At 41.7% G+C, this 25352-nt stretch carries 13 protein-coding genes and 1 pseudogene; 3 read left to right on the forward strand and 11 right to left on the reverse strand.

Features of this window, described 5'->3' with window-relative positions:
• Nucleotides 1–12: 12 nt before the first annotated feature.
• From ACHLI0_RS09640 to pelA, 3 genes are all read left to right on the forward strand, one after another.
• On the forward strand, nt 13–3045 hold the full coding sequence (locus ACHLI0_RS09640) for an efflux RND transporter permease subunit (RefSeq protein ID WP_490748995.1): 3033 nt from the start codon (nt 13–15) through the stop codon (nt 3043–3045).
• Nucleotides 3042–4388 carry a TolC family protein gene (locus tag ACHLI0_RS09645; RefSeq protein ID WP_490748997.1) on the forward strand — a complete coding sequence of 449 codons (1347 nt, stop codon included), beginning with the start codon at nt 3042–3044 and terminating at the stop codon, nt 4386–4388. Before ACHLI0_RS09640 ends, ACHLI0_RS09645 begins: the two co-directional genes overlap by 4 nt.
• Nucleotides 4389–4537: 149 nt before the next feature.
• Complete coding sequence (pelA, locus tag ACHLI0_RS09650) at nt 4538–5632, forward strand: pectate lyase (protein WP_490748999.1); 1095 nt, start codon at nt 4538–4540, stop codon at nt 5630–5632.
• 233 nt (nt 5633–5865) lie between these two features.
• Here pelA and ACHLI0_RS09655 read toward each other — a convergent pair whose 3' ends face one another.
• The 11 genes and pseudogenes from ACHLI0_RS09655 to ACHLI0_RS09705 all read right to left on the reverse strand — a co-directional run bounded on the left by ACHLI0_RS09655 (nt 5866) and on the right by ACHLI0_RS09705 (nt 25118).
• On the reverse strand, nt 5866–7026 hold the full coding sequence (locus ACHLI0_RS09655; RefSeq protein ID WP_490749000.1) for an acyltransferase: 1161 nt from the start codon (nt 7024–7026) through the stop codon (nt 5866–5868).
• 125 nt (nt 7027–7151) lie between these two features.
• Nucleotides 7152–8786, reverse strand: a complete 1635-nt coding sequence (locus tag ACHLI0_RS09660) for a fumarate hydratase (RefSeq protein WP_008759583.1) — start codon at nt 8784–8786, stop codon at nt 7152–7154.
• A gap of 311 nt (nt 8787–9097) precedes the next feature.
• Nucleotides 9098–11089, reverse strand: a complete 1992-nt coding sequence (locus ACHLI0_RS09665) for a DUF4954 family protein (protein ID WP_008759582.1) — start codon at nt 11087–11089, stop codon at nt 9098–9100.
• 56 nt (nt 11090–11145) lie between these two features.
• A complete protein-coding gene (gene hflX / locus ACHLI0_RS09670; RefSeq protein ID WP_016268682.1) occupies nt 11146–12405 on the reverse strand; it encodes a GTPase HflX in 1260 nt (419 codons plus the stop codon).
• A 106-nt stretch (nt 12406–12511) separates the two neighbouring features.
• On the reverse strand, nt 12512–13972 hold the full coding sequence (locus ACHLI0_RS09675; RefSeq protein WP_490749003.1) for a SusD/RagB family nutrient-binding outer membrane lipoprotein: 1461 nt from the start codon (nt 13970–13972) through the stop codon (nt 12512–12514).
• Nucleotides 13973–13991: 19 nt separating this feature from the next.
• A complete protein-coding gene (locus tag ACHLI0_RS09680) occupies nt 13992–16892 on the reverse strand; it encodes a SusC/RagA family TonB-linked outer membrane protein (RefSeq protein WP_490749005.1) in 2901 nt (966 codons plus the stop codon).
• A 468-nt stretch (nt 16893–17360) separates the two neighbouring features.
• Entirely contained in the window at nt 17361–17861 is a 501-nt protein-coding gene (locus ACHLI0_RS09685; RefSeq protein ID WP_195380828.1) for a lipid-binding protein, read from the reverse strand.
• A gap of 10 nt (nt 17862–17871) precedes the next feature.
• Nucleotides 17872–18564, reverse strand: coding sequence for a BT_2262 family domain-containing protein (locus tag ACHLI0_RS09690; RefSeq protein WP_490749006.1), 693 nt, complete (start codon nt 18562–18564; stop codon nt 17872–17874).
• Nucleotides 18565–18591: 27 nt separating this feature from the next.
• Complete coding sequence (locus tag ACHLI0_RS09695) at nt 18592–20088, reverse strand: SusD/RagB family nutrient-binding outer membrane lipoprotein (protein ID WP_055219653.1); 1497 nt, start codon at nt 20086–20088, stop codon at nt 18592–18594.
• 12 nt (nt 20089–20100) lie between these two features.
• A pseudogene (locus ACHLI0_RS09700) lies at nt 20101–23106 on the reverse strand (SusC/RagA family TonB-linked outer membrane protein); the annotation flags it as partial.
• Nucleotides 23107–23927: 821 nt separating this feature from the next.
• The gene (locus ACHLI0_RS09705) at nt 23928–25118 is read right to left on the reverse strand and encodes a site-specific integrase (protein ID WP_055219651.1); all 1191 of its coding nucleotides are present in this window, start codon (nt 25116–25118) and stop codon (nt 23928–23930) included.
• Nucleotides 25119–25352: the final 234 nt, after the last annotated feature.

The raw sequence follows: 25352 nt of genomic DNA on the forward strand, positions 1-25352 counted from the left end.
CTGCCATGCCTTATGAATATATCTGAATTAAGTATACGCCGTCCGGTATTAGCTACGGTACTGACAATCATTATTCTCCTTTTTGGATTTATCGGATACAGTTATCTGGGTGTCCGTGAATATCCATCGGTGGACAACCCGATCATTTCTGTCAGTTGTTCTTATCCGGGAGCCAATGCCGACGTAATTGAAAACCAGATAACCGAGCCACTGGAACAAAATATTAATGGTATCCCGGGCATCCGGTCTCTATCCAGCGTCAGCCAGCAGGGACAAAGCCGTATTACGGTAGAATTTGAACTTTCAGTCGATCTGGAAACTGCAGCAAATGACGTACGTGACAAAGTTTCCCGTGCCCAACGTTATCTACCCCGGGACTGTGACCCACCGACTGTATCAAAAGCGGATGCCGATGCGATGCCTATTTTGATGGTTGCCCTCCAAAGCGACAAACGCTCACTGCTTGAATTAAGTGAGATTGCAGACTTGACCGTCAAAGAGCAGTTACAGACCATCTCTGATGTAAGTAGTGTATCCATCTGGGGTGAAAAGCGTTATTCCATGCGCCTTTGGCTCGATCCGGTCAAGATGGCGGGATACGGTATCACTCCGATTGATGTAAAGAATGCAGTAGACAATGAGAATGTCGAACTTCCTTCGGGTAGTATTGAAGGAAACACTACTGAGCTGACAATCCGTACGTTGGGATTAATGCATACCGCCGATGAGTTCAATGATCTTATTGTAAAAGAAGACAATAATCGTATCGTCCGCTTCAGCGATATCGGACGCGCAGAACTTGGGCCTGCCGACATCAAAAGTTACATGAAAATGAACGGTGTACCCATGGTAGGTGTTGTTGTTATTCCACAGCCGGGAGCCAATCACATCGAAATTGCCGATGCTGTATACAAACGCATGGAGCAGATGAAGAAGGACCTGCCGGAAGATGTGACGTATAGCTATGGTTTTGATAATACCAAATTTATCCGGGCATCTATCAATGAGGTAAAAGAGACTGTATATGTAGCCTTTATTCTGGTTATCATCATCATCTTCCTTTTCTTACGCGACTGGCGGGTGACGCTGGTTCCATGTATCGTAATTCCCGTATCGCTGATTGGAGCATTCTTCGTCATGTATCTTGCCGGATTCTCCATCAACGTGCTTTCCATGCTTGCCATTGTGCTGGCTGTGGGACTGGTGGTGGATGACGCCATCGTAATGACGGAGAACATCTATATCCGTATTGAAAAAGGAATGAGTCCGAAAGAAGCGGGAATAGAGGGAGCCAAAGAGATCTTCTTTGCCGTTATTTCAACGACCATCACACTGGTTGCAGTATTCTTCCCGATTGTCTTCATGCAAGGTATGACAGGACGTTTGTTCCGGGAATTCAGTATTGTAATTTCGGGTTCTGTCATTATCTCTTCATTTGCGGCACTGACTTTCACTCCGATGCTGGCCACGAAGTTACTCATCAAACGTGAAAAACAAAACTGGTTCTACACTAAGACGGAACCGTTTTTTGAAGGGATGAACCGATGGTACAGCCGTTCGCTCGCTGCTTTTTTGCGTAAGCGCTGGCTGGCACTTCCGTTCACTTTTATAACCATCTGCCTGATCGGTTTCTTATGGAATGCTATTCCGGCAGAAATGGCTCCACTTGAAGACCGGTCGCAAATCTCTATCAACACCCGAGGTGCAGAAGGTGTCACTTATGAATATATCCGTGACTATACCGAAGATATCAACCAGCTTGTAGATTCTATTCTGCCGGATGCGGAAGCGGTAACAGCACGTGTATCCAGTGGTAGCGGAAACGTACGCATTACACTGAAAGACATGAAAGACCGCGACTACACGCAGATGGAAGTTGCGGAAAAGATATCAAAGGCCGTACAGAAAAAGACCATGGCACGCTCGTTCGTACAACAGCAGTCTTCTTTCGGCGGACGCCGGGGAAGTATGCCTGTTCAATACGTACTCCAGGCTACCAATCTGGAGAAGCTGCAGGAGGTATTACCACAGTTCATGGCCAAAGTATATGAGAATCCGGTTTTCCAGATGGCAGACGTAGACTTGAAGTTCAGTAAACCGGAAGCCCGTATCAGAATCAACCGTGACAAAGCGAGCGTAATGGGAGTCAGTACTAAAAATATCGCCCAAACGCTGCAATACGGATTGAGCGGCCAGCGTATGGGATATTTCTATATGAACGGAAAGCAGTATGAAATTTTGGGTGAAATCAACCGCCAGCAACGAAACAAGCCTGCCGATCTGAAAGCTATCTATATCCGCAGCAATAATGGCGATATGATACAGTTGGACAACCTGATTGAGTTGGAAAACGGTATCGCCCCTCCCAAACTGTACCGTTACAACCGATTTGTATCAGCCACAATTTCCGCCGGACTGGCTGACGGAAAGACCATCGGACAAGGACTGGATGAAATGGATAAGATTGCCAAGGAAACATTGGACGATACTTTCCGTACCGCATTATCCGGAGACTCCAAGGAATACCGTGAAAGTTCTTCGAGCCTGATGTTTGCTTTTATACTGGCTATCCTTCTGATTTATCTGATCCTCGCAGCACAGTTTGAAAGTTTCAAGGACCCGTTAATTATCATGTTAACAGTGCCTTTGGCTATTGCCGGAGCCTTGGTATTCATGTATTTCGGAGATATCACAATGAATATTTTCAGTCAGATCGGTATTATCATGCTGATTGGTCTCGTGGCTAAAAACGGTATCCTGATCGTGGAATTCGCCAATCAGAAACAAGAAACAGGCGAGGATAAAATGAGCGCCATCAAAGATGCCGCATTACAGCGTCTGCGCCCGATTCTAATGACAAGTGCTTCTACTGTACTGGGACTTATTCCATTGGCATTTGCCAGCGGAGAAGGCGCCAATCAGCGTATCGCCATGGGTACGGCTGTAGTAGGTGGTATGGTTGTTTCCACACTGCTTACGATGTATATCGTACCGGCCATCTACAGTTATATTTCGACTAACCGAATCAAAATAACAAAAGAATGAAACAGAAAGGTATTTGCATGAAACAAATCATATACATAGTTACCGCATGTGTCTTCGTATCAGTTTCTCCAGTGAAGGCACAGCGAATCTATTCCTTAAGAGACTGCTTGGAAGAAGGGTTGCAAAACAATTATTCTCTGCGCATCGTCCATAACGAAGAACAGATCAGCAAGAATAACGCGACACTCGGAAATGCGGGTTATCTGCCTACTTTGGACTTTTCTGCCGGATATACCGGAAACCTGGACAATATCGAGACGAAAGCCCGTGCCACCGGAGAGGTCACCAAAAATAATGGAGTCTACGACCAGACAGTTAACGTCGGCCTCAACCTCAACTGGACCATCTTCGACGGATTCAATATCAGCACTACATACAAGCAACTAAAGGAACTGGAACGGCAGGGCGAAACCAACACCCGCATTGCCATTGAAGACTTCATCGCCGATCTTGCCTCGGAATACTACAACTTCATCCAACAAAAGATCCGTCTGAAGAACTTTCATTATGCGATGTCACTTTCCAAAGAACGCTTACGTATAGCAGAAGCGAGCCATCTTGTCGGTAAATTCTCAGGGCTGGATTATCAGCAAGCCAAAGTGGACTTCAATGCGGACAGCGCCCAATACATCAAGCAACAGGAATTGCTGCACTCCTCGCGCATCCAACTTAATGAATTGATGGCCAACAATAATGTAAATCAGATTATCGTCATCAAAGATTCTACCATTGACGTACACAGTGACTTACTGTTCGACGATTTATGGAATGCTACCTTATCCACCAATGCTTCTTTGCTGAAAGCCGACCAGAACACCGTACTGGCACAGCTGGATTACAAAAAGATCAACTCCCGCAACTACCCATACCTCAAACTGAATACCGGCTATGGATATACCTTTAATAAGTATGATATCAATGCAAACAGCAGAAGAGGCAACTTAGGCTTTAATGCCGGAGTTACTGTCGGTTTTAATATCTTCGACGGCAACCGCCGCCGTGAAAAACGCAACGCAACCCTTGCCTTCAAGAATCGTCGTCTGGAACGACAGGAACTGGAGTTAGCCCTTCGTTCCGATCTCAGCAACTTGTGGCAAGCATACCGTAACAATCTTCAGCTGCTGAATCTGGAACGGCAGAATCTTGTGACCGCCAAAGACAATCATGATATCGCCATGGACCGTTATATACAGGGAGACCTTTCCGGTTTTGAAGTACGCGAGGCACAAAAGAGTCTGCTGGATGCCGAAGAACGTATTCTCTCGGCAGAATACAACACCAAACTTTGCGAAATCTCACTACTTCAAATCAGCGGAAAAATAACCAAATATCTGGAGCAATAAAACATTGATTCTCCTGTTTTCATTGGGCTAATCATCTGATAAAGCGATTAGCCCAATTTTTATGCCATAAAGAACAGATATTACCCTTCATTCCCAACCTTTTCTTCTACATTTGCACGCACCATAACATTCACTTAACAATAGAAGTCATGAAACAAACAGCCTTTTTCTTTCTGTTACTTTTCATTCAGACCGGAGTTTCAGCCCAAGCAACAGATTACAGGAAACAACAGAATTACAAAGAATGGGTACACCTCGCTCCCAAGTTCGATGATGCCTTTTTCCGGACAGAAGAAGCACAACGTATCGGAGACAATGTATTGCTATACCAGCAAGTCACCGGAGGCTGGCCCAAAAACATCTATATGCCGGCAGAACTGACTGAGCAGGAATATGCCAAAGCAAGGAATGCGAAAGAAGACGTCAACCAAAGTACCATTGACAACAATGCCACAACAACTGAAATCCAATACCTGGCCCGTCTTTATCAAGCTACACAAAAAGAGAAATACAAAGAAGGAGTACTGAAAGGTATCCAATATCTGCTCAAAGCACAATATGACAATGGCGGATGGCCTCAGTTTTATCCGCGTCCTACAGGATACTATATCCAAATCACCTACAATGACAACGCAATGGTCAGAGTCATGCAGCAGTTACGGGAAATCTACGAAAAGCAGTCCCCTTATACCTTCATCCCCGATGAAACCTGCCAGCAAGCACGTAAAGCCTTTGACAAAGGAATAGAATGTATCCTCCGGACACAGGTTCGCCAAAACGGGGAACTGACAGTATGGTGCGCGCAGCATGACCGCATCACACTGGAGCCCTGCAAGGCACGTGCGTACGAGTTGCCTTCATTGAGCGGACAAGAATCTGACAATATCGTGCTTTTGCTCATGTCTCTCCCCCATCCATCGGAAAAAGTAATTGAATCGATAGAATCAGCCGTCAAATGGTTCAAGAAGTCCGAAATAAAAGGAGTACAAAAAGAATACTTCACCAACAGTGATGGAAAAAGAGATTACCGGATGATCCCTTGCGAAGATTGCCCCGTACTATGGGCACGTTTTTATGAACTGGACACCAATCGTCCTTTCTTCTCCGACCGCGACGGAATTAAAAAATACAATATCTCAGAAATCGGACATGAACGCCGGAACGGATATAGCTGGTACAATAAAGACGGCAGCAAAGTACTGGCAAAATATGAGAAATGGAAGAAGATATTAAATAGGAAATAATACCGGAGGATGCGATAAGAGGGGATGTCAAAAGTCAATAGTAACTAACCTCTCCTCCTTCAGGAAGGAGGAGTACCCGTAGGGGGAGGTGGTAGGTGAACACATAAGCTATTGATATTCAGCGATGCAATTAACCTACCACCCCGGCTTTCAGCCACCCCTCCTTCTTGAAGGAGGGGAATTTAGTTACTATTGACTTTTGATAACCTCTCACCTATTTCTATTTTCTATGACTATCCTACTATATATTTAGCAACCTTTCCTGCACGATAGATCAGCCATACCAATCCCCATGAAACAGCGAAAGCAAGAATAGCGGCTACAGGTATCTGTAAACCAATCGGCATATCAATAGCTCTCATCAGCACGACCGACGGCCCTGTAAAGAAATAATGTATCATATAAATACCAAATCCGCAAACAGTGAGATTAGCCAATGCCTTTTTCATCCTTTCCGAGTTCACTTTCACTTTCTTTGCCAACATAAACACAGGTATCGTCATCATTACAACATTAAGAGAACAATAGGTAAAGAAGAGTTCCAGCATCTCATCCGTATATTCCGGCAATGCGGTTATATGTCTGAAACCTAAGAATGTCACCGCATAACCGACTGCAAACATCGGAATGCCAATCGCCAACGTCTTTTTCAAGCTCCATTCCAGATTCTTCAGATAATGCCCCAGCAACAGATATCCATTGAAACCGGCAAAAGCATACAGCATTCCAAAAGAGTTCCATGAACAGGTTCCCCATAAATAATTAGAAACAAACTGATAATAATAAGGAAGCAGCAAAGTTACCCCCCAAGCCAGCAGAAACATTAGTTTGGCACGTTCCGAAGCCTTCTCTACCCAAGCTGAGAAAACCGGCAAATACAGATACAGCCCGATTAGCAGATAAATATACCACATATGCACGGCTAAGATGGAGAAGTTGAACGGAATCATCAAAATATATTTCAAAGATACAGAGAATGACTGCTGCATCACATCCTCTCCCGCATACGGGAAGAAATCAAGAATAATCTGAGGATTCAGCCCCAACAGACCTGTAATCCAAGGGAACAGATTATAGAGCACCGACCATATCAGGAACGGATAAAAGACGCGGGGAATACGTTTCTTGTAAAAAGTAGAAGCATCACCTCTTACAGGCAGAAGCAACGCACCGGTAATCATCACAAACAGAGGCACACAAGGACGCAGTACAGATCCGTAGATAGCACCCCAAAGTTTTATTTCTCCGATATTCGGAGCCGTGCCGGGATAAAAATTAAACGGATCGGTGCAGTGACAGCAGACAACTGTAAACATAGCAATAAAACGAACGACATCCAACCAGACAATATGCTGGTTCTTTTGATTGGATATATTCATCACAGGTGGTTTCATGGTGTTTTAATTATTAGATAAGCAAGTTTATAAAAAAAGGGATACCCATACGAACACTGACAGGTATCCCAAATGAATGTTTATGTAATCAACCGCAAGAATTACTTGCTATTACTTGTTACTTATTATTTGGCACAACGTGGTTTAATCTGTTTGAAGAAGTCATTTCCTTTGTCATCTACCAAAATAAATGCCGGGAAATCTTCCACTTCAATTTTCCAGATTGCTTCCATGCCCAGTTCCGGATATTCTACGCACTCAATGCTCTTGATGTTGTTCTGAGCAAGGATTGCAGCCGGTCCGCCGATAGAACCCAGATAGAAGCCGCCATATTTCTGACAAGCATCTGTAACCTGCTGGCTACGGTTACCTTTCGCCAACATAACCATGCTGCCACCGTGGCTCTGGAACAGCTCAACATACGAGTCCATACGTCCGGCAGTTGTCGGGCCCATTGAACCGCAAGCCATACCAGCCGGAGTCTTGGCCGGACCAGCATAGTAAATAGGATGATCCTTGATATACTGAGGCAAATCTTCTCCACGATCCAGACGTTCTTTCAGTTTAGCGTGAGCGATATCACGGCCAACGATGATAGTACCGTTCAGTGACAGACGAGTAGATACAGGATATTTGGTCAGTTCTTTCAGAATCTCAGCCATCGGACGGTTCAGATCAATCTTCACGACATCACCCTCACCAGCCTGACGCAATTCTGCCGGAATCAGGCTACCCGGATTTGAATCCAGTTTCTCAATCCAGATACCATCTTTATTGATTTTACATTTGATGTTACGGTCGGCAGAACAAGATACGCCCAGACCTACCGGACAAGAAGCACCGTGACGAGGCAGACGAATGATACGAACATCATGTGCCAGATATTTACCGCCGAATTGTGCACCCAGACCGATCTTGTGAGCTTCTTCCAGTACTTGTTTTTCCAGTTCGATATCACGGAAAGCACGGCCAAATTCATTTCCCGTAGTCGGCAGATTATCGTAGAAGTGAGTAGACGCCAGTTTCACTGTCAGCAGGTTCTTCTCAGCAGAAGTACCGCCAATCACAAAAGCGATATGATAAGGAGGACAAGCGGCAGTTCCCAGAGTCTTCATTTTTTCCACCAGAAACGGAACCAGTGTACCGGGGTTCAAAATTGCTTTTGTTTCCTGATACAGATATGTTTTGTTGGCAGAACCACCACCTTTCGTTACGCAGAGGAATTCGTATTCCATGCCTTCGGTAGCTTCGATGTCAATCTGTGCAGGCAGGTTACATTTTGTATTTACCTCATCATACATATTCAGAGGCGCATTCTGAGAGTAACGCAAGTTTTCTTCAGTATATGTCTTGTAAACACCCAGTGACAGAGCTTCCTCATCGGTATAGCCAGTCCATACCTGCTGTCCCTTTTCACCGTGGATAATAGCAGTACCGGTATCCTGACAGAATGGAAGTACCCCTTTGGCAGCCACTTCCGCATTACGCAGGAAGGTCAGTGCTACGTACTTATCGTTCTCGCTGGCTTCCGGATCGCTCAGAATCTTAGCAACCTGTTCGTTGTGCGAACGGCGAAGCATGAATGACACATCACGAAAAGCTGCATTTGCCATCGCAGTCAAGCCTTCTTTTTCAATTTTCAGGATAGGATTTCCTTCAAACTCGCTTACCGATACATAGTCTTTTGTAAGCAGATAATACTCAGTGGTATCTTTTCCCTTTTCAAACATGGGCTGATACTTAAACGGAGGTGTTGCCATAATTTCTTATTTTATTACGTAATGTTAGTTAGTGAGGCAAAGGTAGTAATTAAAAATAAAGAATGATAACGGAAGAATGAAGAATTAAGAATGAATAACGCAGAAAGGAACTATGCCCACCGCAACAAGAATTTATTCTCATTGCAGTGAGAACTTTTTCTCATACCTATGAGTATTTTTTCTCACTGCGATGAGAAAATTTTCTCATTGTGGTGAGAATTTTTTCTCATCGATATGAGAATGGTCTGAGAACTTTATATCACAATAACTACTGTTAATGAGGCGACTAACCAATAAGCTGACTTTAGATTTTACTCTTGAATAGACCCGATTCTTTTGATCAATTCATTGCCAAGCGCAGTTTTGTCCTCAATATGCTTCAAGACAGCCGTCACAAACGTGTTACTTTCAAAATCACCACGTACTTGTTCGAAGTCCTGCTTCATTTCATCGTGAGAACCGTCGGCTCCGAATCCTGTCATCGAAGACAGCGAGAACTCTTTACGGGCATCATCATATACCATTTTATCAAGGCCGACTACCGCCTCTTTCCACGCTTTTACGATACGGATTATGTCTTGTGCCGTTATTTCGTCCGGATTCAAGCCGTAAAACTCCTGAATCTTGTTGTAAGCCCAGGTCCACTCATACGTATAATAATTCTCGTGCATTTCCGCAAAGCTGGCGTTGATGGACTTCAACCGGTTGACAGAACCGTTTTCGATGCCATCGAGCAGGCGGTCTATTTCACTTTTAGGAGCGATCAGTCCGGACATATCCACCCATTCGCCGGTTCCGATTTCCGTGTCCGGTTTCAGACGCTGACGTATTTCTTCGTTGCTCTGGAAATTAATGCCTTCCAGGCGTTTTATGATGGAGTTACCCAAAAACTTATGAATAGCGATCTCATAAAAACGAATACCATTATTTAAAGAGGAGTTCTTGATCTTTGCGCTCTGATAAGAATAGATTTCGGATGTTTCGCCGGATACCCGCTTAAGCTCTTTCAGAATAGAACGTCCCTTGAACATTTTCTGAATGGTGTATGGACTCAGAAGATTATAATTGATATAATCCAATCGGTTCGGGTCTTTCCGCTTGTCACGTTTCGGCCACTTCTGAGCATCACGAATGGTGCCCACACTTCTCAGATTCACTCCCGGAACCAGATAAGTCGTGTTCCGTTGCTCGATCAGATAAGAGAAAGGAAGATTGGAGGTATCGGCATGATTAACGTGACGTCCCATTACCAGAGAAAAGGCTCCGACACGTGCCGGCCATAAGATATAGGAGTCGGAGGTCGTTTTGGCCCCTCTTTCCATGGTTCCCTGATGGATAGGTCCCAGTTTATACATATGATTGCTCTGATTCGATCCCGATCCCGCATTCATAAACGAGAACATACCGGCAATCAATAAAGTCGATTTGTGGTGAGTCACCGTGAAAGGTCCCGCAAAGATGGCGCATGCCTCCCCGTTCTCTCCCTGGCAGTTACTGAAAAACAAGGAATCGGAGGCTGAATAGTTATGTCCCAGTTTGCAAGACTGACCGACAAAACAACGGGTCAGCATCGTTCCGTCATCTACTTCGGAGCCGGAAGAGATTATGAAATCATCACATATCACTCCATGTCCGATATGTACAGGTGCTGTTACATTACTGTTGACGCTACCGTTTGTCAAACGGCAAGTACCGCAAATATGGCAATAATCACCGATCCGTACATTCTTGATAGACCCTGTGTTCAGAATCATCACATGATCACCTATACTACCTACCGCAGAAGCATGCTTGTTGGAATAATAATCGGCAATCGCCTTCATGCGATTAATCAGTTCCGGACGGTGACGATACAATGCAAGTATGTACGCCTGGTGTGCCGACAGTTTATCATTGATCAGCACTTCACGTCCGCCCGTTTCATTGAGCACTGTCGCTTCCACCCCATTACCAAAGGTGCTTAGCCCGTCTACCAAAATGATATCCACATTTTCAATGAAGGTATCATTTCCGATTTCATAATTAGCAATGTAGTTTTGAATGTTTTCAATGCAGCAGTTATCCCCTACTACCACATTGTGCAGAGTTACATGACGGAGTCCCGAATGTTTTCTGATTCCTCCGGGCAGTGTAAATTCGGCATCAAATACACCCAATTTCACTTCACCCGAAAAGCGGGTATGGTGAACATACTCACAGTTAAACCCCTCGGCAACCAAAACATTTCCCCAATCATCAGCCAGACACGACTGGCTCTTCAACTGAAGCACTTCGTCCTCAGTCAATTTACGATAGTCTTTCATATAGATAAAAATAGATATGTACCGCCTCCCCCAATCAGTAAGCGGTACATTGATTATTATTCTTCCTCTTCGTAAGTCTGATAAAGAAAATCGTTATAGGGGTACTTTTGAACATGCAATTCTTTCACTCGCTGATAAACTACATCTTTCAGTTCGTCTATATTGATTCGTTCGCGGGCGGAAATAAAGAGGCAGTTGTCTTCCATCTTTGCCATCCACGTCTTCATCAGTTCTTCGAGTGTTAAGTTTTCCTTTGTTCGGGGGGTAAGGTCGTCCGGCGCTTTCTCCACGTAGGTGTAGGCGTCTATTTTATTGAATATAAGTATCATGGGTTTGCCACCGCCGCCAATGTCGGCAAGTGTCTTGTTCACCACTTCGATCTGTTCTTCAAATCCGGGGTGAGAGATGTCTACTACATGCACCAGTAAATCGGCTTCACGCACCTCATCCAAAGTCGATTTGAATGAGTCTACCAGGTCAGTGGGCAACTTACGGATAAATCCGACCGTGTCCGACAGAAGAAACGGCAAGTTATCGATGATCACTTTGCGTACCGTTGTATCGAGTGTAGCGAACAGCTTGTTTTCGGCAAACACTTCGCTCTTTGACAGCAAGTTCATGATGGTCGATTTTCCAACATTTGTATAGCCGACCAATGCAACACGGATCATGCGTCCGCGGTTCTTACGCTGAGTAGCTTTCTGTTTGTCTATTTCCACCAGACGTTCTTTCAATAGTGACATACGGTTGAGGATGATACGGCGGTCCATTTCAAGCTGTGTTTCACCCGGTCCGCGAAGTCCCACAGAACCTCCTTTACCGCTTCCGCTACCGGAGCCACCACCCTGACGTTCCAAGTGAGTCCAGAGTCGTTGCAAACGTGGTAACATGTATTTGTACTGAGCCAGTTCCACCTGCGTTTTCGCATTGGCAGTCTGTGCACGCATCGCAAATATATCGAGGATCAATGAAGTACGGTCTAGTATCTTTACTTTCAGTTCGGCTTCAATGTTACGTATTTGTTTCGCGGAAAGTTCATCGTCAAAGATGACCATTCCCACTTCACGTTCTTCTTCCTCTTCTGTCCGTATATATTGTCTGATCTCTTCCAGTTTTCCTTTTCCGACATAAGTAACCGAATTGGCTGTCGGTAATTTCTGTGTAAATCGTTTCACTACCTCCGCCCCAGCCGTCTCAGCAAGGAAAGCCAATTCATCCAGATACTCGTTCGTTTTCCGCTCATCCTGCATCTGAGTAATGAGTCCGACAAGTACTGCGGTTTCTACTTTGGCTTCGGATATTATAAATTCTTTCATTCTTTAACTTCTACTATATAAATCTAAATATGGTCGCAAATATAACAAAAAAAAAGAGGACAATGTTGTATTGTCCTCTTTTTCGTAACCATTTATAGTAATTCAATTATAAATCAAACCATAACTTTTCCCAGATCTTCGGAGATTCTTTCGGTGCATTGATATTAGCAGTCATCTCTTCCGGGCTATACTCCCATCTTCTGATCAGTTCTTTTGAAGTTGCATCTTCCGGCACTTGTAAGGTCGGGACTTCATTTCCAGCAGTACCAGAACGTCTCCACTGTACAAACTCCTCAAACGGACGATCCATTAAATCAATCCACTGCTGCATATGAATCTCATACAGTGCTTTCTCCTGAGTCAGCGCTGTCAATTCCGGCAAACCTGTAACATATGTATTAATATCCGCTTCCGCTACTCCATAAAATGCACATGCTTCCCGAATGCCTTTCTTATACAATTCATTAGCCTTCGACAAATTCTGAGCAACTCCCAAACCACGCGCATAAGCTTCCGCTTCCAGAAGCAACTGCTCCTGGCAAGAGTATATTAACTCCGGCGCATCTTTTCTGAAAAGATAACTGCTAACAACAGATGATAACATATTATCTTTGTCATCAGTAACAGCAGGTTCACGGTTACCTAAGCCTCTGTATACACCGTCGGCCCCCGGTTCAAAATAACAAGGAATACGGGGGTCATTACGTTCCTGCATCGGCTTCAGCATATAGTTGCTGGCAAAAAACAATATCTGTGTACCGCCAACCAATTCTATTAGTTCATACTTAGGATTCTGATTACCCGGTTCTGCAGAATAAGGGAACACCAAATTATCAGATGCTGATGATACCATGCCTCCAGCCTGTAACAACGTACCAATGGCAGTAGCTTTAGAAGGATCTTTGTCCACCATAACCATCAGTGTTCTGAACTTTAAAGATTTGGCCAAAGTCATCCATTTATTCATATCACCTTTATAATAGATATCGTATTCATCAATCGCATTGGCATCATTCAAATCCATGATCTGCAGTGCTTCATCAAGCAATGACAACACCCCATTCAATACACTTTCCTGAGAATCAAATTTCGGATATTTAATTGTTCCGTTCCAAGATTCAGTGAAAGGGATATCCCCCCATAGCATCGTCGCTTCATACATATGTTCAGCCAACAGAATCTTACACTGTGCAATAGCATTGTGATTCACCGGATCTGCTTCTTCCGCATTTTTAATAGCCAGCATCAAGTTATTACCACCGACAGAGTAATAATGTTTCCACGTATTTCCTGTACTATAAGGGGAAATGGTATATACCGATTCATCCCAGCCACCATAATCAAGTCCACCGTCAACCTGACACTGTGAACTCATTGATAACGGAATATAGAAGTCACCACCGGTACGTGTTCCGGCCCAGTTTACGGCTACATAGTTAAACAAATATCCGGGATCAACTTTCTCGGCAGTATTGGGGTCATGGTTGATATCAAGCCAGTCGCTGCATGAAGTAAATAACCCACATGTCAAAGCGCTCAATGCATATGCTAATATTTTCTTTTTCATAATCATGTTCGTTTAATTCTTACAATGTTAGTCTGAGATTAAATCCGAAACTTCTGGTAGAAGGGATACTGTTAAACTCTACACCGCCTCCGATCTGAGAAGGACCGAAGAAGTTAGCTTCCGGATCAATATGCGGCACATGATCTTTGATGATCCATAAGTTACGTGCCTCGAAGCCTAAATCCAATGATTTAACAAAGAAACTCTTAAACCATTTACGCGGAAAACTATAGGACAATTGCACTTCTCTAAGTTTCACAAATGATGCATTATAGATATTTCCTTCATTATTACTGGAGTTCGCCACATGCTGCCAGTAGTCCTGCATACTCTTCACCGGAACATCATTAGGTCTGTAAGTTCCGTCATCCTGAAGAATAACACCCGGTTCAATGAAAGAGGCATCTTCACGGTGAGCCACTGTTTCTGCAGCCAAACCACTGCTTCTCAAATTAGCTACTGTTTCCGAATATAAGGAACCTCCATGACGGATATCAATCAAGAAACTAAGAGTCAGCCCTTTATAAGTAAGTGTATTGTTGATACCCATTGTAAAGTCAGGATAAACGTCTCCCAAACGTACGTTATTGACTGTTTCTCTCAAACCTGTCTTAGAGTTGATTACATAATTACCTTGATCATCACGCTTCCAGGCAGTACCGTACAAACCGAACGAATCACCTTTGGCAGCCTTAATCTGCAAACCGCTCAATCCGCTAGTCAATGTATATTCATCAAGTCCTTCAGCCAACTCTTCTACAGTCTGCTTATTAGAAGCAAACGTTGCATCCAAGTCCCATTTAAAGTTACGTGTTTCTACAGGAGTCAAGCCCAAAGTTACTTCGACACCCTTATTGGCAATCTTTCCGGCATTGATATTATTAGCAAAGTAACCTGTTGACAACGGGACATCAATACTTACAATCTGATTCTTTGTGATATTGCTATAATAAGTCATATCCAAACGAATCTTTCCCCCAAAGAAACGTAAATCAGCTCCGACTTCGAATGAACTTTGGTTCTGAGGTTTCAAGTTTTCATTCGGCAGAACACGAGGCCCGGTAAAACCAACCAGTCCCATGTGTGGAAAAGTATTGACATTACCCAGATATTGCAAAAAGTAAGTACTAGCTGGAGTATATTTAAATGCCAAATTGTACGGATCTTCGTCACTACCCACATTCGCATAACTTAAACGAATCTTACCGTAATTCAGGATGTCTTTATTCTCCATCAATTCTGTGAAAATAAAGCTACCGCTGATAGATGGATAGAAATAAGAACGGTTATTAATAGGCAGAGTAGACGACCAGTCATTACGTCCTGTTACATTAATAAAAAGCATATCTTTGTATCCCAAGCTAATATCTCCGTATAAACCGACAAGACGTTTCTTTTCATAATAATTCACCGGAGTAGTAGATTTCGCATTAGTATATGTATACAATCCGTCAACTACCAGATTCTGAGCTTGTACATTCTCATTCTTCCATTCTTCCTGATAGAGATTATGACCTACCATCGCCTTAAAATGATAATCATTGGCAAAAGTCTTCTCATAGGAAACCATTAAGTCATTATTTATAATTCTTTTATACAAATTCCAAGTCTGGAACTTACCATTTAAGGCTCCTACAGTACCCTTTGCGTAAAGTTTACGTCTTCCCTCTGTATAGAAGTCAGTTCCGGCATTGTTAGTGATAGTCAATCCTTCAATCGGCTTATAAGTCAATGTGATATTACCGATCATACGATCCAGATTATTAGTAAATTTATTCTTATTAATAATCCAGTACGGGTTATTACTTTTGCCTTCCGGATCCAACGTAACCTGTTTGCCATTTTCATCAATCCAGTTCTGCTTAATATCATGAATATCAATCGTTCTTGGCAATCCATTGATTAAAGGAATCAGCAAGTTGCTATCATTTGCCCCCTGTGCCGGACGACCTTCAGAATCTGAACGTATATATTGGGCAGAGATGCGTCCTGTGAAGTTGCTAGTAAAGTTCATACCTGCATTCACAGAGAATGCATATTTGTTATAGTCAGAACCTGGCACAACACCGGTCTGATTAGTAGAAGTAAAGCTCAAACGGAAATCAGCCTTTTCACCACCTCCGGCTACTGACACATTATTAATATAGCTCATTCCGGTTTCATAGAAATCCTTCACATTATCAGGATTTGCTTTCAAGGTCACTTTATCTCCTTTATAATCTGTAAATTGCTGATCTTGTACCGATGAAATCTTCGGTCCCCATCCATTCAGCATTTTTACATTATATACTCCGTAGCTACCTTGTGCATACTCATTCTGGAAATCAGGCAATTTAAGTACATTCTCAAATCGTGTTGAAGAGTTTACCGTAACAAATACCGGTGAATTCTTCTTCCCTTTCTTAGTAGTAATAACAATTGCACCGTCTTTTGCACGCGCTCCATACAATGCAGTTGCAGCTGCCCCCTTCAAAACGTTGATAGATTCAATATCGTCAGAGTTGATATCTCCTGCACGGTTACCTACATCGACTATACCATTGGTTCTGTCAGGATTGTAAGAACCATTGTCGATAGGAAGTCCGTCAATAATAAATAAAGGGGAAGAAACTGTGCCAATAGAAGAAGCACCACGAATCTGTATGCTTGAACTACCACCTACCGTTCCAGACGACTGTGCAATTTGCAAACCTGCAATCTTACCGGACAATGAATTAAGCACATTACTTTCACGCGCTTTAGTTATCTCATCTCCTTTTACACTGGATACTGCATAACCTAAAGATTTTTCAGATCGCTTAATACCCATAGCTGTTACCACTACCTCTTCAAGATTCTGAGAATCAGACTTTAACAAGACTTTCAAAGTAGGTTTGATTACGACTTCTTGTGTTTGCATACCAATATACGAAATCTGCAAAGTCTTTGCAGAACTAATAAATTTATATATAGCTGATAATCAATCATGTATATAGGGGATAAATCAGTAACACTAGTCGATATTTTATCAATCAGAAATAGCTTATATATCTATTTGACAGTTAATTACCCTAATTCAGCTAATGTTTACTCTCTTTTATGTAATACCATTTCTCTACCGAAATGAGAACTATTTACCTTATAATCAATATTATATCTATAAAATAAGGAGCTATTATAAATAAAAAATAGTATCATGCCATAAGAGGCACCTTTATTTGTATACAATTAATCAGGTAATGGATGTTGCTAATTAAAAACATTGTCCCATTCATTTTTCTTTTAAAGGCAAGGAAATATTGTAAATATTAGAGATTGCTCATATATTGATCTGTCTTAGTTGAGGTTAGATTGCAAAAAAGGCTGCTCCGATCATTGGAACAGCCTTCTCTATATTTAAACTCTTCTGTTAAAAATCGTCAGCAGGGAAACCTGTTCGACGGAAGCCTGAAACCTTATAAGTTAATCCATTTTCATCGTCGTCGAACTGTACCATATATACGATACTGTCAGCAGGCATACCGCTAGGAGTTGTGGCAGCATTTTCCAGTACCTTGCCATCAGTTATCTTCACTTTGGATTCATATGTTACATTATCCACAAAGCCTGTTGTCGAGAAAGTCCTCGCTGCATAATTCACGTTTACTTTCAGTTTATATTCCCAGAAGTTTCCTAAATCATCCAGCCACATTTCAGTTTCACTGTTGCTGGCTGTATTGTAAGTACTCATTTGCAGATGTCCTGCTCCAAAAGGATCTTCTACTTCTTTCCCGTCAATAAATGCATTCACTGTCACCCACCAGTCTCCTGCCATTTTTTCAACAGCAGTACCACCTGGTTCTGTATCGTTGTCGCATGCCACGAATGTAAAAGCCAGTGAAGCTAAAAGTAATATCATATATTTCTTCATAATCGTATTTTTATTGTTTTACTATAATGTCAAAAGATAGCTGACCGGCATAAGCAACAGTCCATTTCAGAGTCCCAGTCGCAGTGTCCAATAATGTATTAGTCATTTGATCCATGGAATCTCCCCAACCTGCAACATAACTTTCCAGAGGAGTAATGGTATTATCATCATTCAATTCGAATTTGCCAACCATTGCATAATCCGGGCCATAGCCGGTACGCTGGTCATACCAGCCTCCTAAGAAATCGCTGATATAAAAAATCCCCGGTTCCATCTGCAAAATCACAATCTCATATCCACTGAAAGCTACCACAGAAGGGGCGGTACGTTTACTTCCTTCGGCTACGGTATAAATTCCGGATTTCAAAGGAGAAGCAGTATTATCTGCCACATATACTGTTCTTGTAAATGTTTTGGCAAAACCATCCTCATTGTATGCCGCATATACTAAATTGTAGATTCCCGGAGTGTTGACATCAACACTACCTTTTATCTGAACAGATTCAGTGATATCCTCTCCGTTCATTTCCGCATAATATCCCGGCTCCACAAAGGGTTGCCCTTTTTCTAAAACGATCTTTTCATCACCCTCTCTTTCCAACGTAACAAAATAGGTGACTTTAGAAGTGTCATCTGTTGATTTGTCGCAAGCTCCAAAGACAAACGGCAAACATACTAATATGCTGTATATTATATTTTTCATACGTAAAACTTACTAAGTTATTGGTTACTATTTGATATCCCACCAAACCGGAGTACTTCCCGGTACTCCTGCAGGAGTATTCACATTTTGCTGACGTGCGCTTAATGGATAAGTCATACGTTTCATCAGTCCACCCGCTTCCAGACCATTAGTCCATGGAGCAACCAACTCTCCCGGAGTGTATACTGACTCATTAGCCTGTATCTGTGCTGCTGAATAAGAAGACAGTTTCGGACAATCTGTACGACGAATCTCACTCCATGCTTCCATATGATCCATGTAGAAAAGAGATACCCATTTCTGCATATATATCAAGTTTAACTTGTCTGCCTGTGTAGAAGCAGCAGACCATGCACACGCTCCTTCCAAAATGGTATTCTCTTGACCTGCAAATCCACGAACGGCAAAGTCTGCAGTTACACCTGCTTCATAAGCACTCTTTGCATTCGCATCATCATTGTGAAAACGAGCATATACCTCAGCTATCAGGAATTGTAATTCAGCCTGAGTAAAGAAATAGACAGGTTTTGTGGCCCCGATAGAGTAATCAATCGCACTTACGTTTTTGTTTTTCCAGTTGTCAGTACCCAGAATGCTTTGCATATGTGTTTTTCCTCCGGGAAGTTGACCTACATACTTTCCATCCGCATCTGTTTTACTAATACCATAAGCGATTCGAGGGTCTCCCGTACTGCTTAAATAAGATACTAACGGATAGGCAGCACAATGATTACCGGTCAATCCGACCGCATTCGTATTATACCATGGATTCCGTTTGTCTGTTTCATCCAAGAAACAATCCAGTTTCACGTCACCGGTAAAGAATTCGTTGTTTTGTACTAAGGTCTTCACTTTCTCTGTATACGAAGCCGCATCTATGTTGGCATCAATGAAACGCAGATACATACGGAGGCGAAGAGCATTGGCAAAACCTTTCCATTGAGCGATATTTTTGTTGAATATCAAATCCGGCACATCCATACCACTTCCATCCAAAGCAGCTTCTGCCGCATCTATCTCACCTAATATACCTTTATATACTGTTTCACCCGTATCCCACTTAGGTGTGGCATTGGCATTACCTTGCAGAGCTTCCGAATAAGGTGAGTCACTAGTATTATCTACCATTATCTGAAAGGCATATGCTCTCAGTATGGTAGTAGCGAATCGGTCGGCAGGGTTTGTGGTCTTTTCCAGCACCTGCTTTGCATCTTCCAAAGCTCCTGCAAACAGGATTCTATACGAATAATCCATTTGCTGGGAAGATTCGGTAAATGTATATTCACATAGAGTGTTATACTGATTCGACTCCGGTTTCTGTTCATAGTACTGAGCGAAAAAGCCAGCGTAATTATAAATTTCTCCGCCTACCGCCGAAGCAATGGAAGCACTGATAGAGGGGAATATCAAATCCGCCGTTACCTGATCATTCATCGGGTAGTTCGGGTCGTCATTGATGTTCAGGTCGCAACCTGCAAACAATGCTGTTGTTGCTAATGATGCATATAATAATATTTTTTTCATTTTTATTCCTGTTTAAAATTTAACCATTAAGTTGAAACCGAAACGACGTGAGCTGGGATTAGCCGTGTATTCTCCATAGTTACCTTCAAGGTCATTACCAAATGAAGTCATTTCGGGATCAATAAATGTATTGCTGGATGGAGTCCAGACAAATAAGTTATTGCCATATGCAGACACTTTTACTGCCTGGAAAGGAGTTTTTGCCAACCATCTTTTGGGCAGGTCCCAACCTAATACAACAGAACGAAGCTTGACGTATGATTTGTCTACCAGGAAGCAGCTTCCCATATCAGAACCACCGTCGCCCCAGTATTTATAAATGTTAGAGCTTGTAATAGGAGTTGTATTTTCTACATAAGTAACGTTTTCTCCATTCACTATTTTATTTACTGAGTTAGGAACAATCAAAGGATTACGGTCATTGTAGGCAGTCTGTATCGCGTTACCGGTAAAATAGTTTATATCTTTAGTACGTGAATACATCACTCCGCCCTGACGGATATCAAAATCAATGCCTAAGCTTATACCTTTATATTTCAAGTTAGTAGAAACACCCATTTGATATTTGTTATTCATATCTCCGCAGATTCCGAATTCGCTGGCTTCAACCGGAAGACCTGTTGATGAATTTACGACAATACGTCCTTGCGGATCACGTTCGGCTACCTGAGCCTTGAAAACACCAACAGGCATGCCTGTTATAGCGTACATACTGGTACCTCCATTGAGCCCATAAATCGTTGTAATGCCACCCAATTCTTCCGGCAAACTGATCACCTTACTCCAGTTCTTTGTGAAGTTCCATGTCAGTTCCCAACTGAAATCTTTTGTTCTTATCGGAGTGCCGCTGATCAGGAGTTCTATACCACGGTTACGAATCTTACCCAGGTTCATATTCTGTGCTGTATAGCCTGAAGCAGGGTCCATAGCCAAAGAGAAAATCTGCTTATCGGTATTCCTATTATAATAAGATACGTCAAAAGAGAGGCGGTTTTTGAAGAAAGCCATATTTAAACCGACTTCAGATTCTGTGGTCATTTCCGGACTTAATGTATTACTTCCGAGTACATTTCCTGCAGAATAAGCGTTGACACCTCCCAGGGGGAAAGTCAGAGAACCGAAAGGTATTCTATTGGAAGATTGTGCATACACAGGATTAACCATATACACATCAGCATCGTTACCTGTTTTACCCCAGCTGGCGCGTATCTTACCAAAAGTTATCACATCTTGCAGATTGTCATTCAATAATTCGCTGAAAATAAAACTACCGGTAATACCGGGATAGAAGAAACTGCGATTTTCTTTCGGAAGAGTAGAAGACCAGTCATTACGGGCAGTTACCGTTAAATAGAGCATATTCTTCCATGAACCTTCAAACTGTCCGAAAACACCCATCAGACGTCTGAGTTCCATGTGCTGTTCTACTATAGGAGTTTTGCCGGAGTTCTTCAGATTAAACCATGTAGGAATCGTTAAATCATTAACTTCTGAATATTGATAAGAGACTTTACGTTCATTGCCATTGAAACCGACCAGTGCATTGATATTAAAATCGTTAACCGGCATATTGAAATTAACCATAATATCCTGGTTTATCTCGCGACGACGGGTTATCTGCTCAGAATATTGTCCGGTTTCACCAGAGAAAGGACTGCTGGAGCCCTGACCTTCTCCATTAGGAGTACCTTCATAATAAAGAGCGTACAGATTCGGTTTTCCTTTGTCACTTTGTCCTGTTGTAGTATCCAAGCCCATACGGTACGTAAACTTGAAGTATTTCAGGAATTCATAATCCAATTGAAATTTTCCGTAGAATCTTTCAGATTCATATTCATTCAAATAGTTATTCAAAATATAATAAGGGTTCATAACTCCGTAGGGGGTATAATAATATCCCGGAGTGTTGAACGGATCATTCTGGTCTTCCAGTCCTATTATGCTGATATCTCTTGGTGTCTGATATAAAGAGTTTAGCATGGACAAACCTTGTCCCGTAGTAGCAAAGTTATTCTTTTGATAAGCGTAATTCAGTGAAGAAGAGAATGTCAACGCTCCTGCCTTATGGCTGCCGCGTGCAGAAAAAGTGTATTTATCGTAGCTGTCGGCATCTGTCGGGATCATACCATCATCGCTGATCTGAGAGAAGGATACATAATAATCACTTTTATCTGTAGCTCCATTGAATGAAAGGCTGTTGCTATATCTGAATCCCGCATCAAAAAAGTCTTTAATGTTATCAGGCATTGCCACATAAGGTTTCAGTTTCTGAGAGTTGTTGTACACATTACCCCACAACTGCATGGAGCCATCGAAACGAGGTCCCCAGGAACCGTTCTCCAATTCTGTATGGTTGCCGTTCCATCCCATACCAAATTCATTTTGAAATTCCGGCAGACGCAGAACAGTTGACCACTGAACTCCGCCGTTATACTCGATTCCAACCCCTTTTTCTTTCCGGCCGCTTTTGGTAGTAATCATGACTACACCGTTGGCAGCACGGCTACCATACAAAGCAGTGGCCGCAGCACCTTTCAAAATAGTCATGTTTGCCACATCATCCGGATTGATAGCGTTGGCACCGTTTCCAAAATCATATCCGCTATTCAAGCCATCTGTAGAGTATACGGTAGAGTTATTCAAAGGTACTCCATCCACGACATATAGTGGCTGGTTGGTACCGGAGAGTGAGCTAACTCCACGGATAATGACCGAATTAGAGGCTCCGGGGTCAGATGAAGTGCTGGAAATCTGTACACCTGCAATCTTACCTGCCAAGCTTGACATCACATCAGATGTACGGCTTTCCGCAATTTTTTCTCCACCCACTGAAGTCGCAGCATACCCTAATGCTTTTTCAGATCTTTTAATACCCATTGCTGTAACAACAACTTCATCGATCTGTTGAGCATCCGACCTAAGTACTACCTTTAAATTAGGCTTAATCGCTACTTCTTGAGTTTGCATACCGATGTACGAAATTTGCAAAGTCTTTGCAGAACTAATTCTTAATATAAAGTGCTGATTATTATAATAATGAAAAATATAACCCTAATAGTTATATATGTTATTGTATCCATATATAGACGTGATAATCAATTATTTATCAGCGGTACAGCTACCCTTTTCTTTAACGAATGATACCCTGTTTCTATCCATTTTAATCAATTAGTTCATTCATTATAAGCAAGTTATATCTTTATTTTATTTATATAAGGTATTATTATTGGATACTATTTTTATATATCCTGAATATTTCCCACCACCAATCATAATGAATGATTACTTTTTAGCGTGATAGTAGAAATAGATCAAATCTGAAGAAAAGCATATTTAGTTATGGTATAATTCAAAATATGCAGAACTTGCTTGGGAGAATGACAAAAATCGGCAGGATTTTAAAACAGCAGATCTACAGATGAAATATATCTGCCGGTTTTTGTTCCCTTGTGCTATGTGATTACTTATATCAGCTTGCACCTTTGAATATAAAAGAAACGTTTAATTTCGATATGATATATTTCCCTGTGACAGGAAAGTCTATCAGCTAGAACAGAATTAGAAATTAAAACTACTTTTGGCTCTTCCTTTTAAAGCAATTAGATGTTCCTCGGTGAGTAACGATCTGTTCCTTTTAAAGGAACGGATCGTTCCTTTAAAAGGAAAGAGTCCTGACATTGCACTTTTTATGTATATTACAGTCATTTATATGCGACAAATCATTTGTAAATTGCATATTCTTACATTGATTTATGCATTATTTCTGCCATATTGTTAGATTTTAAATCAACTCTGTTGATGCCAATCTTAAAAACAGGACATTTCCAGACAATCACTGCCTAGCCTTTTGGTCTATTAACTAATTTAGAATAGGCTGCTTTCTCAAGGTCATGCACAATAGTCATGTCCATGATATTGGCATATACCTGAGTTGTTTTCACACTTTTGTGTCCCAGCAGCTTTTGTACAGTCGTTATATTTGCACCACTGTATATTAATAAGGTGGCGTTTGTATGTCGGGCTGTATGGAATGATATCCGCTTGTCTATTTCTGCCAGCTTAGCTAATGCATTCAAGTCTTTATTCACATTAGAGTTATCTTTCAGTCTGAAAAATCCGTTCAAATCGTCTTTGTAATTCTCCAACACCCGCAGTCCTTTACCTTCAAATAATAAATATAAAGGAAGGCGCACATCAATACCTGTTTTAACGGACTTGTAGATCAGCCACGTCTCCTGATGGAGTTCGACAATATTCGCGGCAGTCAGATTTATAAAATCAGAGTACCGCAAACCTGCGTAACAACAAAATAAAAAGGCATCCTTTGATTTTTGTAATTTCGTAAACTTCCCTTCCAGATTCACCTCCTCCATTTTATTCAGCTCTTCCGGTGACAAGTGCGTATGACTCCCTTCTATGCTTTTGATTTTATATTTTCTGAAAGCATACTTTTGAATATCCATGTACTCTTTATTTATAGCCACATTCACATATCGTTTTAAATGCTTCATATGCTTGGCAATGGTATTGAGATGATACCCCTTGGACTGTAGATAATTATCAAATGAAGACACAAATTCGAATGTCAAATCAGTGAATACAATGTCCTTTTTATACTCTTGCAGCAATTCTAAAGTGGAAAGATGATTCTGCCTGGTGCTCTCTTTTAAAGAAGAGTTGTTGACTTCCTCTTTAAAAAAGGTCAGAAATGAATTCCCATTATTTTCCGGTTTTTCAATAGAGTCTTTCAACGAATCTAAGGATATTGATCTTCTCTGTTGCCATAATCCCAGTTCTTTCTGCTCAATGTCAGCTATAAAATCATATAGCATTCGATTTAATGCATCTGAATTAGGATGGTTTTTTACCATTCTACGTTTTACGTCCCACTGGTCTGGTTTGAGGTACACCCTGGTTGAGAAGTACATTTTTCTCCTGTTTAAGTAAGCTTCTACTTGTACCAATGCCATTCCCTTTTTGTTCAGCTTCTTTTTTCTGTTAAACACAAGGCTGTAACTAATCTTCTTCATTCTATTGTCTTTTAGTTAATACTAAGAACAAAATAAACTAAGTTCTGTGCTATAATTAAGGTTGAACCTGCATTAATTTCTGCAAAAATTAAAATTCAATAATTAAGTATTTACATAACTTTAATTTAAATGCTATTTTTTTATCGTCATTTCTTTGTGATAAATCAAAAAGAAACGTTTGCAGGGTAGTTTTATATCCAAAAACAAGCAAATAGAATGTTAATTAGTACACTT

It is taken from the genome of Bacteroides sp. RCH18 (assembly GCF_058231005.1).

What these genes read in the sequence shown, in the direction of transcription:
- ACHLI0_RS09665 (WP_008759582.1), bottom strand. Translation starts at nt 11,089, where the DNA reads ATGAAAGACTATCGTAAATTGACTGAGGACGAAGTGCTTCAGTTGAAG.
- ACHLI0_RS09645 (WP_490748997.1), top strand. Translation starts at nt 3,042, where the DNA reads ATGAAACAGAAAGGTATTTGCATGAAACAAATCATATACATAGTTACC.
- ACHLI0_RS09660 (WP_008759583.1), bottom strand. Translation starts at nt 8,786, where the DNA reads ATGGCAACACCTCCGTTTAAGTATCAGCCCATGTTTGAAAAGGGAAAA.
- ACHLI0_RS09690 (WP_490749006.1), bottom strand. Translation starts at nt 18,564, where the DNA reads ATGAAAAATATAATATACAGCATATTAGTATGTTTGCCGTTTGTCTTT.
- ACHLI0_RS09705 (WP_055219651.1), bottom strand. Translation starts at nt 25,118, where the DNA reads ATGAAGAAGATTAGTTACAGCCTTGTGTTTAACAGAAAAAAGAAGCTG.
- ACHLI0_RS09655 (WP_490749000.1), bottom strand. Translation starts at nt 7,026, where the DNA reads ATGAAACCACCTGTGATGAATATATCCAATCAAAAGAACCAGCATATT.
- hflX (WP_016268682.1), bottom strand. Translation starts at nt 12,405, where the DNA reads ATGAAAGAATTTATAATATCCGAAGCCAAAGTAGAAACCGCAGTACTT.
- ACHLI0_RS09685 (WP_195380828.1), bottom strand. Translation starts at nt 17,861, where the DNA reads ATGAAGAAATATATGATATTACTTTTAGCTTCACTGGCTTTTACATTC.
- ACHLI0_RS09675 (WP_490749003.1), bottom strand. Translation starts at nt 13,972, where the DNA reads ATGAAAAAGAAAATATTAGCATATGCATTGAGCGCTTTGACATGTGGG.
- ACHLI0_RS09640 (WP_490748995.1), top strand. Translation starts at nt 13, where the DNA reads ATGAATATATCTGAATTAAGTATACGCCGTCCGGTATTAGCTACGGTA.
- ACHLI0_RS09695 (WP_055219653.1), bottom strand. Translation starts at nt 20,088, where the DNA reads ATGAAAAAAATATTATTATATGCATCATTAGCAACAACAGCATTGTTT.
- pelA (WP_490748999.1), top strand. Translation starts at nt 4,538, where the DNA reads ATGAAACAAACAGCCTTTTTCTTTCTGTTACTTTTCATTCAGACCGGA.